At 65.0% G+C, this 13,124-nt stretch carries 14 protein-coding genes and 1 tRNA gene; 10 read left to right on the top strand and 5 right to left on the bottom strand.

Annotated elements, in window-relative coordinates; translation table 11 throughout:
- The first annotated feature begins 84 nt into the window (after positions 1-84).
- The gene (locus BRSPCE3_RS06535; RefSeq protein ID WP_244065011.1) at positions 85-1,926 is read left to right on the top strand and encodes an alkaline phosphatase family protein; all 1,842 of its coding nucleotides are present in this window, start codon (positions 85-87) and stop codon (positions 1,924-1,926) included.
- A 67-nt stretch (positions 1,927-1,993) separates the two neighbouring features.
- Here the strand turns inward: BRSPCE3_RS06535 and BRSPCE3_RS06530 are convergent, their stop codons facing one another.
- On the bottom strand, positions 1,994-2,575 hold the full coding sequence (locus BRSPCE3_RS06530) for a hypothetical protein (RefSeq protein ID WP_244065010.1): 582 nt from the start codon (positions 2,573-2,575) through the stop codon (positions 1,994-1,996).
- A 389-nt stretch (positions 2,576-2,964) separates the two neighbouring features.
- Between BRSPCE3_RS06530 and BRSPCE3_RS06525 the strand changes: the two genes are divergently transcribed.
- A complete protein-coding gene (locus BRSPCE3_RS06525; protein WP_244065009.1) occupies positions 2,965-3,624 on the top strand; it encodes a peroxiredoxin in 660 nt (219 codons plus the stop codon).
- A 21-nt stretch (positions 3,625-3,645) separates the two neighbouring features.
- Positions 3,646-5,109 (top strand): deoxyribodipyrimidine photo-lyase, encoded by a 1,464-nt coding sequence (locus tag BRSPCE3_RS06520; RefSeq protein WP_244065008.1) that lies wholly within the window; start codon positions 3,646-3,648, stop codon positions 5,107-5,109.
- 8 nt (positions 5,110-5,117) lie between these two features.
- Here the strand turns inward: BRSPCE3_RS06520 and BRSPCE3_RS06515 are convergent, their stop codons facing one another.
- Both BRSPCE3_RS06515 and BRSPCE3_RS06510 read right to left on the bottom strand, forming a co-directional pair.
- The gene (locus BRSPCE3_RS06515; RefSeq protein ID WP_244065007.1) at positions 5,118-5,990 is read right to left on the bottom strand and encodes a DMT family transporter; all 873 of its coding nucleotides are present in this window, start codon (positions 5,988-5,990) and stop codon (positions 5,118-5,120) included.
- Positions 5,991-6,301: 311 nt separating this feature from the next.
- Positions 6,302-6,865 (bottom strand): hypothetical protein, encoded by a 564-nt coding sequence (locus BRSPCE3_RS06510; protein WP_244065006.1) that lies wholly within the window; start codon positions 6,863-6,865, stop codon positions 6,302-6,304.
- 161 nt (positions 6,866-7,026) lie between these two features.
- Here BRSPCE3_RS06510 and BRSPCE3_RS06505 point away from each other — a divergent pair, with 161 nt between their 5' ends.
- The 3 genes from BRSPCE3_RS06505 (at position 7,027) to BRSPCE3_RS36000 (ending at position 7,949) form a co-directional block, all read left to right on the top strand.
- On the top strand, positions 7,027-7,374 hold the full coding sequence (locus BRSPCE3_RS06505) for a hypothetical protein (RefSeq protein WP_244065005.1): 348 nt from the start codon (positions 7,027-7,029) through the stop codon (positions 7,372-7,374).
- Between the two features lie 85 nt (positions 7,375-7,459).
- Positions 7,460-7,648, top strand: coding sequence for a hypothetical protein (locus tag BRSPCE3_RS06500; protein ID WP_244065004.1), 189 nt, complete (start codon positions 7,460-7,462; stop codon positions 7,646-7,648).
- 172 nt (positions 7,649-7,820) lie between these two features.
- Positions 7,821-7,949: a hypothetical protein gene (locus BRSPCE3_RS36000; RefSeq protein ID WP_283843087.1), complete on the top strand. Its 129-nt coding sequence runs from the start codon at positions 7,821-7,823 to the stop codon at positions 7,947-7,949.
- 8 nt (positions 7,950-7,957) lie between these two features.
- Here BRSPCE3_RS36000 and BRSPCE3_RS35995 read toward each other — a convergent pair whose 3' ends face one another.
- Positions 7,958-8,080 (bottom strand): hypothetical protein, encoded by a 123-nt coding sequence (locus BRSPCE3_RS35995; protein WP_283843086.1) that lies wholly within the window; start codon positions 8,078-8,080, stop codon positions 7,958-7,960.
- A 219-nt stretch (positions 8,081-8,299) separates the two neighbouring features.
- Between BRSPCE3_RS35995 and BRSPCE3_RS06495 the strand changes: the two genes are divergently transcribed.
- The gene (locus BRSPCE3_RS06495) at positions 8,300-10,564 is read left to right on the top strand and encodes a cation:proton antiporter (protein ID WP_244065003.1); all 2,265 of its coding nucleotides are present in this window, start codon (positions 8,300-8,302) and stop codon (positions 10,562-10,564) included.
- A 32-nt stretch (positions 10,565-10,596) separates the two neighbouring features.
- Here the strand turns inward: BRSPCE3_RS06495 and BRSPCE3_RS06490 are convergent, their stop codons facing one another.
- On the bottom strand, positions 10,597-11,043 hold the full coding sequence (locus BRSPCE3_RS06490; protein WP_244065002.1) for a hypothetical protein: 447 nt from the start codon (positions 11,041-11,043) through the stop codon (positions 10,597-10,599).
- Positions 11,044-11,266: 223 nt separating this feature from the next.
- Between BRSPCE3_RS06490 and BRSPCE3_RS06485 the strand changes: the two genes are divergently transcribed.
- The 3 genes from BRSPCE3_RS06485 to BRSPCE3_RS06475 all read left to right on the top strand — a co-directional run bounded on the left by BRSPCE3_RS06485 (position 11,267) and on the right by BRSPCE3_RS06475 (position 12,724).
- The gene (locus BRSPCE3_RS06485) at positions 11,267-11,542 is read left to right on the top strand and encodes a hypothetical protein (protein WP_244065001.1); all 276 of its coding nucleotides are present in this window, start codon (positions 11,267-11,269) and stop codon (positions 11,540-11,542) included.
- An 85-nt stretch (positions 11,543-11,627) separates the two neighbouring features.
- Positions 11,628-11,704: transfer RNA gene (locus tag BRSPCE3_RS06480), tRNA-Arg, on the top strand.
- A gap of 570 nt (positions 11,705-12,274) precedes the next feature.
- Positions 12,275-12,724, top strand: a complete 450-nt coding sequence (locus BRSPCE3_RS06475; RefSeq protein WP_244065000.1) for a BLUF domain-containing protein — start codon at positions 12,275-12,277, stop codon at positions 12,722-12,724.
- The last annotated feature ends 400 nt before the right edge of the window (positions 12,725-13,124 follow it).

Below are 13,124 nucleotides of genomic sequence, written 5' to 3'. Positions count from 1 at the left end.
AATTCATGTAACAATTCTGTCATGTGGCAAAACTAAACGAAGGCGGCGGCGATCTGTCGCGGGCATCATCAGGGGGAATAAAGAATGCGCCGAGCCATCACACTCTTGTCCGCGAGCATGATCGCGCTATCAGCGGGCGCCGCCTCGGCGCAAAACGCCAAGCCGCGCAACCTCATCCTGTTCGTTCCTGACGGCCTGCGCGGCGGCATCGTGACGCCGCAGACCGCGCCGGCGATGGCCGAGATCCGCGACAAGGGCGTCCATTTCAAGAATTCGCACTCCCTGTTCCCGACCTTCACGATGGCGAACAGCTCGGCGCTGTCGACCGGCCATTATCTCGGCGACACCGGCACCTTCTCCAACACGATCTTCACCGGCTACACCTCGGTGCCCGCCGGCGACACCGTGGTGCCGTTCATCGAGAACGACGCCGTGCTCGCCGATATCGACGATCACTTCAACGGCGACTATCTCAACGAGGAAACGCTGCTGAAGATGGCGCGCGGCCAGGGTTTCAGCACCGCCGCCATCGGCAAGGTCGGCCCGACCCTGCTGTTCGACCACACCGATCGCGGCAAGAACACCATCGTGGTCGACGATTCCACCGGCGGCAAGACCGGCGTGCCGCTCTCCGACGAGATGAAGGACGCGCTGACCAAGGCCGGCCTGCCGCTCGCCACGCCGAGCCGCGGCGACAATGCCAAGGCGGGCGACGCCAAGACGCCCGGCACCACCGTCGCCAACATTGCACAGCAGGCCTACATGGCCGATGTCGCGACCAAGGTCGTGCTTCCGATGTTCAAGGCGCGCAACAAGCCGTTCGTGCTGGTGTTCTGGTCCCGCGATCCGGATGGCAGCCAGCACAACACCGGCGACAGCCTCAACACCATCACCCCCGGCATCAACGGCCCGACCTCGATGGCCGGCATCAAGAATGCCGACGACAACCTCGCCCAGCTGCGCAAGGCGCTCGACGAGCTCGGGCTGTCCGCCACCACCAACATCATGGTCTCCTCCGACCACGGCTTCTCGACGATCTCGAAGGAGAGCAAGACCAGCCCTTCGGCCAAGATCAGTTACGACGACACGCCGAAGGATTTCCTCCCGATGGGCTTCCTGGCGATCGATCTCGCCAAGGCGCTGAACCTGCCGCTGTTCGACCCCAACGACAAGAACGCCAAGGTCGCCGACAACGCCCACCCGAAGGCCGGCAACGGCGTGCTCGGCCAGGATCCGACCAAGCCCGACGTCGTGGTCGCGACCAATGGCGGCTCGGACCTGATCTACCTGCCGAACCGCGACAAGAAGCTCGCCGACCGCGTCATCAAGGCGCTGCTCGAGCAGGACTATGTCAGCGGTCTCTTCGTCGACGACAAGCTCGGCAACTTCCCCGGCACGCTGCCGATGTCGAACCTCAATCTGAAGGGCAAGGCGGTGACGCCGAACCCGTCGATCGTGGTCAACTTCCGCTCCTGGTCGAGCGGCTGCCCGATCCCGACCAACTGCTCGGTCCAGATCGCCGACACCGTGCTGCGCCAGGGCCAGGGCATGCATGGCAGCTTCAGCCGCGGCGACACCTACAACTTCACCGCGGCGATCGGCCCCGACTTCAAGGCGGGCTATGTTGATCCGCTGCCGGTCAGCAATGCCGATGTCGGCATGACCGCGGCGCAACTGCTCGGCCTGCGCGCGCCGAACAATGGCGGGCTGATCGGCCGGGTGATGTCGGAGGCACTGCCGAACGGCATCGTGCCGAAGATGGCCGAGGGCACCCTGATGTCGAAGAAACCGTCGGCCAACGGCCTGCGCACCGTGCTGAAATTCCAGCGCGTGCTCTCGACCCGCTATTTCGACGTTGCCGGGTTCCCGGGGCGGACGCTCGGGCTCGAGGAGAGCGACGGCAAACAGAAAACGGCGGGGAAGTGATCCCCGCCGCTCTCGCTTGAAGCCGTTTCGTCCGGGATGATGCAGGCATCATCCCGGATGATCACGATTACATCATCCCGATGTCGAACACGTTGGGCAGCTGCGCCGCGAGCGGAAGCGCAGTCGCGCCGACCAGCGTCGCGACCATTGCCGCCAGCGCACGACCGGTGCGGCGCTGACCGCGCATTCGGCCGGCGATCCACTCGAGAACCTTGGTGTCCATCTTGGTGCCCTGCGTCGGCGCCCAGCGGCCGATGTCGGTGTCCGCCGACAGCGCCACGGTGCGCGGCGGCACCGGCAGGCCCGACTCGGAGGCGGCGTGATGGGCGATGGCCTTGGCGAGCAGGTCGTCGAACCGGCCGCCGTCGCTGCGCTCGGCAGCCGCCTCGTTGATCGCGAACAGCGCCTCGATCTCGGCCCGGCTGACCGGCTGATGCTCGACCGCGGCCGCCGTCAGGATGCGCGCGCACCAGGCTGCGTCATCGGCATCGAGCGATCGGGAGAAATGGATGCGGCCCTTGGTGGTCGGGCCTTCGCCGGTGATGACGCCGTCGCGCACGATGGTCAGCGCATGGGCGGCGGTCTTGCGGCAGGACGGATGCAACGCACCGCTGAGAGCCTCAGCGGTCTTGGTACTTGGGGTAGACATTGTGGGAGCTTTCAATTCCTATCTTAGGCCAGCTTTTCCATGCGGGCGTAAACGAGTGGTTAATGATTCGGAACTTGGGTTCCGAGATTTTTAGATGGTTGCTATTTGGTCGCTTTGGAAGCTGTCACGGTTCAGTCCTATAGCAGCCGGGTCCGGCGTGATGACGGCGATAAGCGGCATTATCTGGGCATTTTCCAAACCTTTGTGCCGCAGTTGATATTTCGCCGCAGGGGTACGGATCAAAACAAGTTGCTTGGAATTCCACCCTCAAGGAGAAATGTTTCATCTTCTTTCAGAAGCCGTTCACTTAAGCCTTTTCGCGTCCTATACTGGAACCGACCACCTCAAATACAATTTTAGCAGCAACATCAAAGAGATGAGGTAAAATCATGGCACTTCAGATTGGCGCCGTCGCCCCCGACTTCGAAGCCGAAACCACCGAAGGAAAGATCAAGTTCCACGACTGGATCGGCAGCAGCTGGGCGCTTTTGTTCTCTCATCCCAAGGACTTCACCCCGGTCTGCACCACCGAGCTCGGCACCCTCGCCCGCCTGAAGCCCGAATTCGACAAGCGCGGCGTCAAGCTGATGGGCCTGTCGGTCGACCCGGTCGATCGCCACGCCAAATGGTCCGAGGACATCAAGGAAACCCAGGGCGCCGCGCCGAACTATCCGATGATCGGCGACACCGATTTCAACGTCTCGAAGCTCTACGACATGCTGCCGGCCTCGACCTCCGGCGATCCCCTCACCCGCACGCCGGCGGACAATCAGACCGTCCGCAACGTCTTCATCATCGGCCCCGACAAGAAGATCAAGCTGGTGCTGGTCTACCCGATGACCACCGGCCGGAACTTCCAGGAGATCCTGCGCGTCATCGACTCGCTGCAACTCACCGCCAAGCATCGCGTCGCCACCCCGGCCGACTGGAAGCAGGGCGAGGACGTGATCATCGCGGGCTCGGTCAACAACGACGAGGCCAAAACGATCTATCCGCAGGGCTGGAAAGAACCGAAGCCCTACATCCGCATCGTGCCGCAGCCGAAGTAACGGCCGGCAGACAGCGTCCGGGTGGCCCGCGCACAGCCTGTTATCGTCTGGTTCCGCGACGATCTGCGGCTGTCGGATCACCCGGCCCTGCACGAAGCGGCCAGCCGCGGCGCGCCCGTGGTTGGTCTCTATGTCCGCGACGACGAAAGCCGTGCCCTGAAGCCGCCGGCCGCGCGCCCCCTCGGGGGCGCGGCGCGCTGGTGGTTGGCGCAGTCGCTGCGCGCACTGCGCAAGAGCCTTGAGGCGATCGGCGGAACGCTGGTGCTGCGCACAGGTCCGGCCGCGTCCGTGATCGCCGCCGTGGCGCGCGAGACCAATGCGCGCGCCGTGTTCTGGAACGAGATCGTGCAGACGCCGCATCAAACGATTGCGAGCGATGTTGAATCCGCGCTCGCAAGTGACGGCGTGGACTCGCAAATTTTCCCCGGCGACCTGCTCGTTGAACCCAAGGCGATCCGCAACAAGGACAATCGCGGCTTGCGTGTCTTCACGCCGTTCTGGCGGCGCGTGCAGAGCCTCGGCGATCCGCCCAAGCCGCTGCCGGCGCCGAAAAAGCTCACGTCGATCCGCGACATCGCGAGCGAGACGCTCGACGATTGGCAGCTCGAGCCTGTCAGGCCGGACTGGGCCGGCGGCTTGCGCGAGACCTGGACCCCGGGCGAAGCCGCGGCGCAGGCCCGGCTCAAGGCGTTCCTCGATGACGGCATTCGTGGCTACACCGACGACCGTGACCGGCCCGGCCGCGACGGCACCTCGCGCCTCTCGCCGCATCTGCGTTTCGGCGAGATCAGCCCGCGCCAGCTCTGGTATGCGGCCCGTTTCGCCGCCGCCGAGCACCCGCGCCTCGCCGGCGACATCGATAAGTTCCTCAGCGAGCTCGGCTGGCGCGAGTTCTGCCGCCATTTGCTGTTCGACGTGCCCGACCTCGCCGCGCGGAATTTGCAGGAGCATTTCGACGCGTTCCCGTGGAAGCGCGACGCGCGTGCGCTGAAAGCCTGGCAGCGCGGCCTCACCGGCTACCCGATCGTTGACGCCGGCATGCGCGAGCTCTGGCACACCGGCGTGATGCACAACCGGGTGCGCATGGTGGTGGCCTCGTTCCTGGTGAAGCACCTGCTGATCGACTGGCGCGCCGGCGAGCAATGGTTCTGGGACACGCTGGTCGATGCCGATGCCGGCTCCAACCCGGCGAACTGGCAATGGGTCGCCGGCTCCGGTGCCGACGCCGCACCCTATTTCCGCGTCTTCAATCCGATCCTGCAGGGCGAGAAGTTCGATCCCGACGGCGCCTATGTCCGGCGCTGGGTGCCGGAGCTGGCGCAGCTCCCCAATGACCTGATCCATCAGCCCTGGACCGCGACGCCGATCGAGCTTGCGAGCGCCGGCGTCGAGCTCGGCAAGGCCTATCCGCAGCCGATCGTCGACCACAAGCAAGGCCGCGAACGCGCGCTTGCGGCTTACGCCAAGATCCGCGGCAAGGATTAGAACAAGGATCAGGCACGGCGGTTGACCACCAGCACCGCGGCGGCGCAGGCAGCCATGCCGGCGATCGCGACATGGTCGAGCTTCTCGCCGAACAGAACATAGGCCATCAGCGCGGTCACCGCCGGCACCAGATAGAACAGGCTCGCGACCGAGGTCGCGGCGTGGTGACGGATCAGCCAGTACAGCAGCCCGATCGAGCCGATCGAGAGCGCGAACACCAGCCAGGCCAGCGCCAGCACGAACTCGCTGGTCCAATGCACGACATTGCTCTCGAACAGCCAGGCCCCGATGCCGAAGAAGATCGTCACCGCGACGTACTGCACGAGATTGCCGGCGCGCCAATCAATCTGGTTGCAGTAGCGGCGCTGATAGAGCGTGCCCAGGGTGATGCTGATCAGCGAAACGCCGGAGGCAAGCCAGCCCCACCCCGCCTCGCCCGTCATCGGCCGGTTGTGCAGGATCAGCACGACGCCGGCGAGGCCGAGCAGCAGCCCGCCCCATTGCAGCGGCGTGACGCGGTCGCCGAGCCAGCGGTTGGCGATGGTCGAGGTCAGGATCGGCTGCAGGCCCGGGATCAAGGCCGAGAGCCCGGCCGGAATCGAATGCGCGATCGCAATCGCGGTGCCGCCGAGATAGAAGCCGTGCACCAGAATGCCGGCCACCGCGCTGTGGAAGATGCCGGTGCGGTCCGGCCATTTCGGCCGTGCGACCGCGGCGATGAGCGCCATCACGGCTACCACCAACGCCATCCGGATCGCCAGATAGGTCAGCGGCTCCGCATTGTTGACGACGTATTTGGTGCCGATGAATCCCGTACTCCACAGCACGACAAAGATCGCCGGCGCCAGGCGAGCGGCAGTTTCCTCGAAGCTCTTGTTCATTGCCCGCAGTCATTGCCCGAAGATGAGGCAGCCGGCAATCGCGAAGTTCGGCGGAGTTGCTGGACGCAGGCCCCAAGCCAATGTCGTCCCTGCGAGCGCCGGGCAAGCGCGCATGGCTACGGCCACATCCCACAAGCCGGTGAGGCGCTGAGCTATGCTATTTCGGAATAATAGAATGATGCAGCTGAGTTGCCCGACATGTCAAGTCGTCGTGTCGAATGCCGGCACGCCGCCGGCTACTGTGCATGGGGTTGTTTTCGATGTTTTGGCAATGCGCCCTGTCCGGCGGCGTCGGACGCCTCCGGATCACCTCACCTGAGGCGGTACTTCCTGCCGTTGGTGTTCGGGTCGCTGTTGTCGCTCGTCGAGAACATTAGGGCGGGACCGAAATAATTCCAGGTATCCCGGTAAAACGAGAAGCGGCCGGCGCCCTTGTCGATGATCTCCTGCTGGACGCTGTTCGCCGGCCCAAGCAGCTTGTCGTCTTCATACAGCCGGGCGGCATCGAGCGCGCCGTCCACGTATTTGACGGGGATGAGATAGGCATGTCCCTGGTAGAGGCGGAAGGCACCGCGGACGAGGTGCGGATCGAGCGGGCTCGCAGGAACCAAATAAAGGACGGCGCTCGACACCAGCGCAAAAACCATTGATCCGATCGCGACACGCGCGCTGGACGAGATCCTGAACGGCATCTGGTCGGGTCCTTGCTTGCCGGGCCGCCCGTCCGTCGCCGCACCCGCCTTGGTCACGTAGAGCTCATAGGAATCGGTCAAGCCCTGCTCGCGTCCGTCCCGAAAGCCTAATCGATAGGACATCCACCCGCACAGCGCGAGCAGCAGGACCAAACTGAGAGCGAGGGGCAATGCGGTCAGCATGAGGTGACGCCAATTGGTGTGAGGGCCGGGATCGTCAAGCTACGTAGCGGTTCGGGAGATCGAAATCCATTCCCTGCGCGGGCGTCCGGTTCCTGGGCAGCGCGGACATGGCGGTGACTCCCCCGCCTTCGCGATCCTGGGCTGCATGGGACAGCGATTCTATGGCTGCTGTGGACCGCAGCGGCTCTCGTCCTGCCGGATTTAGGAACGCCGCCCGGCGCCAGGCGTTTTTTTTTCATGCAGGCAGGCGATACACGAGCCGCCTGCAGCGAGGATGCCAGATGCCCTACGCGCTGTTCGATCGTGACAGACAAATCGACCAGACTTTTCCGACGGAGAAGCAGGCCTGGGAGCATGCTCTGATCTCGGGGCTGGTCTTCGATGTTCCGGTCGCGGACGCGGCACCGGGCATGGTGCTTCCGGCCGGCTACCACATGAAGCAGATTCCCGGCGACGGCGAAGTCTGCGATCCGGCGCCGGAGTGGAAATTGCCGAACGAAATTTCGTGATCGGTCCATGGCGGGGAGACCGGTTGCGATCGCGGCGCTGCGCGATACGTAACGCCGAACCAGACCAACAATTCAGGATGAGCGCATGGCCGAGGCCGGCAAGACTCTTCACGTTCGGTGCGTCGACAACACCTTGCAGCGAGACACGCTCTCGCTCGGACGCGTCTACGAAGTGACCAGGGATATCGAACGAGACGGCTATTACGAGCTCGGCGGATTGGGCCGCTTCAGCCGGTCCAGGTTCGAGGTCGTTGAGCCGAACGACGAGGGATAGACAGGCGGACCCGCAAGCGGCGGGCGGCATGACCGGCATACTGGGTGTTTGAGGGCAACTCCTCGCAAATGCGTGATCGGCGGCACTGCCGGTTGCCTTCATTTGGGCACCTCCCGGGAACAGGCTTCTGGCGGCAGCGGTCAAAGGCTGCCACCGCCGGGGGTGCCTCCACGTGCCGCATCAGACCCGCACTGCGATGCAAGACGTCGATCTGCGCAATTTCGCCCGGGTCATCTCGGCCTGCACCCTCGGGCTTTGGGCCTTTGCGGCCGGCCTGCTGATCGGGACCTTCCTGCTTTAGTGACCGGCCTAGCCGCCGCTCAGATGATGTGCGGCAACGAACACAGCGAGCGCGCTCAGCACCAACGCTGACGCGGCGCCGGCAACGCTGCGCGCGAGTTCAGCCTTCGAAAGATTCGACCTGGTTGCCATCGCAGCCTCCTGTGCGTGCGAGCCGAGACGGAGCCGCTCCCGCGGCCGGCCTCGCTCATGGAGACAATCGCATCATGAGGATGAACGCATCATGAGCGAAACGAACGACGCGGGCCTCGGTTCCAAAATCCGACCGCCGTGGATCGCTTTCGGAACCCGGGCGTTGACCGCGTGCGGCAAGCGAGCCGAGCCGCGCTGGAATCTGGAATCGGAGACGCGATGCTGATCCGCAGGCGGCGGCTTCAACCGACGATCTGGGCGGTCATCATCCTGTTTGCGACCGTCACGGCAGCCGACGCCGAGGGCGACAAAGCGAGCAAACCTTCCGAGTTCATCCTGCTCGCCCAGATCGCGCTCCTGATCGCGGTCGGCCGCGGCCTCGGCGAGCTGATGCAGCGGATCGGCCAGCCCTCGGTGATCGGCGAGCTGCTCGGCGGCCTGCTGCTCGGCCCGTCGCTGTTCGGCTGGCTGTGGCCGTCGGCGCATGACGTCGTCTTTCCGCCGTCCGGCGAGCAGAAGGCGCTGCTCGACGGCATCGCGCAGTTCGGCATCCTGCTGCTGCTCCTGCTGACCGGGATGGAGACCGACCTCAAGCTGGTGCGCAAGGTCGGCCGCGCGGCGGCCACGATCTCGGTCGCGGGCATCGCGGTGCCGTTCGTCTGCGGCTTCGTGCTCGGCGAATTCCTGCCCCAGAGCCTGTTGCCGCACCCCGAGCAGCGGCTGATCGCCTCGCTGTTCCTCGGCACCGCGCTGTCGATCTCCTCGGTGAAGATCGTCGCCGTCGTGGTGCGCGAGATGAACTTCATGCGCCGCAATGTCGGCCAGATCATCGTCGCCTCCGCGATCATCGACGACACCATCGGCTGGATCATCATCGCCGTCATCTTCAGCCTTGCCTCGCGCGGCAGCCTCGACCTGCTGTCGATCGCCCAGGCGCTGTTCGGCACCCTCGCCTTTCTCGCCATCAGCTTCACGATCGGCCGCCGGCTGGTGTTCCGCCTGATCCGCTGGGCCAACGACAATCTGGTGTCTTCGGCGGCGGTCATCACCGTGATCCTGCTGCTGATGAGCGGGATGGCGATGATCACGCATCTGATCGGCGTGCATACCGTGCTCGGCGCCTTCATCGCCGGCGTGCTGGTCGGGGAATCCCCGATCCTGACCCGGCAGATCGACGAGCGGCTGCGCGGCTTGATCTCCAGCCTGTTCATGCCGGTGTTCTTCGGACTCGCCGGTCTCAGCGCCGACCTCACCGTGCTGAAGGACCCGGCGGTGCTGGGGCTCACCGCCGCGCTGATCCTGATCGCGAGCATCGGCAAGTTCGGCGGCGCCTTTGTCGGCGGCGCGCTCGGCGGGCTGACCCGGCAGCAATCCTACGCGCTGGCGAGCGGCATGAATGCGCGCGGCTCGACCGAGGTGATCATCGCGACCATCGGCCTGTCGATGGGCGTGCTGAGCCAGACCATGTTCTCGATGATCGTGACGATGGCGATCCTGACCACGATGGCGATGCCGCCGATGCTGCGCGGCGCACTGGCGCGGCTGCCGCTCGGCAAGGATGAGAAGGAGCGGCTGGAGCGTGAGGAATATGAGCAGCGCGGCTTCGTCGCCAATCTCGAGCGGCTGCTGCTCGCGGTCGACGAGAGCAGCAACGCGACGTTCGCCGCGCATCTCGCCGGGCTGCTCGCCGGCGGGCGCGGCCTGCCGATCACGCTGCTGCATGTCGGCGCGAACGCCCGGCCGCAGGAGAAGCACCGCGCCGACGAGGAAAGCCCCGAGGCCGCGGTCGCCAACGCGGCCAAGGCCAGCGCCGAGGCCGATGCCGACGGCGGCGGCAATGTCGACGTCGTCAGCCGTATCAGCGAGAAGACGGCGGCGGAGGCGATCGCCGAGGAGGCCAAGAAGGGCTTTGACCTGCTCGTGGTCGGCATGGACGAGGTCGCAGGCCGCGACGGCGGCTTCGACCGGCGGATCGACGAGTTGACCTCCGGCTTCGACGGCCCGCTGGCGATCACCGCCGCCAAGGGCGTGCACCGGAGCGAACCGACCGCGAATGCGCGCAAGATCCTGGTGCCGGTGTCGGGCAGCAACGTCTCGCGACGCGGCGCCGAGATTGCGATCGCGCTGGCGCGGCTCGCGAGCGAGCCGCTGCAGGTGGTCTATGTCTCGACCACCCGCGACAAGGGCGCCCGCCGCACCAGCCCGAGCATGTCGCTGGCGCCGGAGGAAGCGATCCTGAAGGACATCGCGGCGACCGCTGCGCGCTACGACATCAATGTCGCGACGCGGCTGCGCGCCAACACCGCACCCGAGGTGGCGATCCTGCAGGAGATCGCGGCAAGCCGGGCCGATCTGGTCGTGATCGGCGTCGACCGCATCCAGGGCGACAGGCTGAATTTCGGCAGCGTCGCGGCCGCCGTGCTCGACAAGTCGAAGGCGTCAGTGCTGCTGGTGTCGGATGGCGAGGTCAGGCCCAAAACCTGAGGTGCAAGACCGCAGGCGGCGGAATGGTGCGCCTACCACTCCTCCGGGCAGGGATCGACGATCTTCCAGAGATCGATCCCGTTCTTGATCTTCTTCATCTCGGTGGTCAGCCCGCCATTGCGGCGGATCCAGTCCTTCACCGTATCGGGGTAATAGGACATCAGATCGGAGGTGCCCTCGAGGCTGGTGACCTTGATGCCGAAGGTGAAGGCCTTGTCGTAATAGGCCTGGTGGAAGCCGATGCTGGCCTTCGGCGTCACGCAGATCTTGTTCAGCGGCACGATGCCGAACACCAGCGTGCAGGCCGAGTTGCAGATGCCGTCGATCACGACGCGCTCGCGGCGGTCGCGGATCTGCTTGTACTTGGTCTTGTACTCCTCGACATAGCCGCCATGGTCGCGCGTGATATGCAGCACGGCTCGCGCCGGCGTCGCAGCCAGAACCGGGAGCAGCAAGGCGGCAAGGAGCGTGATGCGCATGAAATGTTCAAAACCAAGGGAAAGGCGGCCCGGCCGGACCTGACCGCAAGACTCTGGCCGGACTGTGTTGGCAATCCGTTAAGCATCCCCAAAAAGGCAAAATTTGGCGCGCTGTGACGGATTTCCCGCAGCTTTTGCCCGGATTCCGGGTTAAATGGACCCCCAGACGGATTCTGGACCGGCTCAGGAAGCCGATTCCAGCGTGAATGCCCGGAGGCCGCCAATGACCAAGACCAAGTTTTTCGCCGCCCTCATCGTAACCGTTTCCCTGACCGTCCCGGCCGCTGCCGCGGACCTGGCCGCCACTCCGCACCACCGGCATCACCACCACCGGCACGCTCATTGGGGCCTGCCCTACCAGATCAGCTATCTGCACAATTACGGCCCGGGCCCGGCCGCCGGCACCTTCGCCTTTTACGACGGCCCCTCGACCAACAAGTGCTACCAGAGCTCGGCCGCCTATATCGGCCAGGACCGCCGCCGGCATCCCTGCTTCTGAGCGGCGCGGCGGACCGGCCGGCCCCGCGGGCGACGCGGCGTCCCGGCTGGCCCCGACAGCCCAAGTCTGATAATCGACCCGCAACGCGCTCGTAGCTCAGCTGGATAGAGCATCGGATTTCGATTCCGAGGGTCGGGAGTTCGAATCTCTCCGAGCGCGCCAGCGTTTAGACGTCTCCGTGGCCCTTGCGCCCCTGTGCCGGCCTTAGGGACTTGCCAAATCGACACCTTCCCTCAGGGCAGCCGCGAAACCATTTTCATCAGCGCGCGAAACCGTGCCGAAACATTTGGCCGGTAGCCTCTCCCCAAACAAAATAAGGGGAAGTGTCATGATGGAAGTGATGATCATCGCGCTGCTGCTCCTTAGCGCGGCTGTGTTTTTTGCCCACGCATACGACGCCCTGCATACGCATTGACGGGATGGGCAGGAGCCCCTCGCCGCCGACACCGCAGGATTGAGCGACGTCGAGCAAGCACGCGACGCGAGACGATGCAGGCCGTTGCTGCACCGACGGCCGAAACCAGCATGGTGTCGGGCCACCGTGTTTCCCCGGATTCCGCTTTAGTCGGGAACCGCGCTAACAACCCCGGATACCGGGGCTGATTTCGATCAAGACCACCTTTTGCAGATTTTCCCGGTGGGGCCGTTGGCGCGACGCGGCCCCTTTTCATTTGTGCTGTGTGCCCTGTCGGGCAGCTCCTCTCCCGTTAACGCCCCGAGGCAACGCAGAAGATGTCGCAGTCCGTGCATGCCCTGATCTATGTCAGTCGCAGCAACAGCAATGTACGTGACGGTTCTGCGCGCGAGATCATCCGCAGCATCCTGGCGCAGTCGCGATCGAAGAATGCCAGGCTCGGCGTGACCGGCGCCCTGCTGTTCAGCGAGGGCTATTTTTGCCAGACCCTCGAAGGTGAGCCGGCCGCGGTCGAGGACATCTTCAGCGCGATCGAATGCGATCCGCGGCATCGGGACGTCACCCTGCTGACCTTCAGGCCCGCGCCAGCGCGGCGTTTCCCCGATTGGTCGATGGCCTATGCCGGCGTCTCTGCCGGCCCGGACTGGAGCCGGAAGATTGAAGGCCTGCTCGCCGATCCCTCCGAGATCGACGGCGATCGAATGGGCCGCGAATTGCTCGTCCTGATGACGGACCTGGTCAGACAGCAGGATCTCGACGGCCCCTAGCCGCGCCCCAGCTCAGATCGCCGCATAGGCCCATGGCGACGCAACCGGCGCCTGCGTCAACGTCGAATACGATGTCGAGAGCGCCTGCTCGCTGTAGATGAACCGCGCCCGTGCATGGATCGCGCGCCGGGCCGGCGGCGATGGTTTGGCTCTCTGACTTGGACGTGACAAGCGCCAATGGCGGCCATGGGCGTCCGCTCGACCGTTCAACTGCAGCATGGTCGCCTGGGGCAACCGCTCGAGCGGATCGAGTTAGATGCGGTAACGGAATATCCGGCCGAGATCGATGTAGTTGCCAAGGTCGCGGAACTCCGGACCGATCTCCGCGAGGCGGATGCCGAGCGCTTCGGCGTCATCGGGCAATTCCGACGCCGCTCGTCCCTTCGCTGCCGAACGCTGC

It is taken from the genome of Bradyrhizobium sp. Ce-3, from assembly GCF_022835695.1.
Taxonomy (GTDB): Bacteria; Pseudomonadota; Alphaproteobacteria; order Rhizobiales; family Xanthobacteraceae; genus Bradyrhizobium.
Note: the sequence above shows the minus strand (reverse complement) of the source record. Positions and strands in the feature narration are given on the sequence as shown.

Bases quoted from the DNA above. Each gene is read 5' to 3' on its own strand.
- BRSPCE3_RS06535 (WP_244065011.1), top strand. From the start codon at position 85: ATGCGCCGAGCCATCACACTCTTGTCCGCGAGCATGATCGCGCTATCA.
- BRSPCE3_RS06530 (WP_244065010.1), bottom strand. From the start codon at position 2,575: ATGTCTACCCCAAGTACCAAGACCGCTGAGGCTCTCAGCGGTGCGTTG.
- BRSPCE3_RS06525 (WP_244065009.1), top strand. From the start codon at position 2,965: ATGGCACTTCAGATTGGCGCCGTCGCCCCCGACTTCGAAGCCGAAACC.
- BRSPCE3_RS06515 (WP_244065007.1), bottom strand. From the start codon at position 5,990: ATGAACAAGAGCTTCGAGGAAACTGCCGCTCGCCTGGCGCCGGCGATC.
- BRSPCE3_RS06510 (WP_244065006.1), bottom strand. From the start codon at position 6,865: ATGCTGACCGCATTGCCCCTCGCTCTCAGTTTGGTCCTGCTGCTCGCG.
- BRSPCE3_RS06505 (WP_244065005.1), top strand. From the start codon at position 7,027: ATGGCTGCTGTGGACCGCAGCGGCTCTCGTCCTGCCGGATTTAGGAAC.
- BRSPCE3_RS06500 (WP_244065004.1), top strand. From the start codon at position 7,460: ATGGCCGAGGCCGGCAAGACTCTTCACGTTCGGTGCGTCGACAACACC.
- BRSPCE3_RS35995 (WP_283843086.1), bottom strand. From the start codon at position 8,080: ATGGCAACCAGGTCGAATCTTTCGAAGGCTGAACTCGCGCGCAGCGTT.
- BRSPCE3_RS06495 (WP_244065003.1), top strand. From the start codon at position 8,300: ATGCTGATCCGCAGGCGGCGGCTTCAACCGACGATCTGGGCGGTCATC.
- BRSPCE3_RS06490 (WP_244065002.1), bottom strand. From the start codon at position 11,043: ATGCGCATCACGCTCCTTGCCGCCTTGCTGCTCCCGGTTCTGGCTGCG.
- BRSPCE3_RS06485 (WP_244065001.1), top strand. From the start codon at position 11,267: ATGACCAAGACCAAGTTTTTCGCCGCCCTCATCGTAACCGTTTCCCTG.
- BRSPCE3_RS06475 (WP_244065000.1), top strand. From the start codon at position 12,275: ATGTCGCAGTCCGTGCATGCCCTGATCTATGTCAGTCGCAGCAACAGC.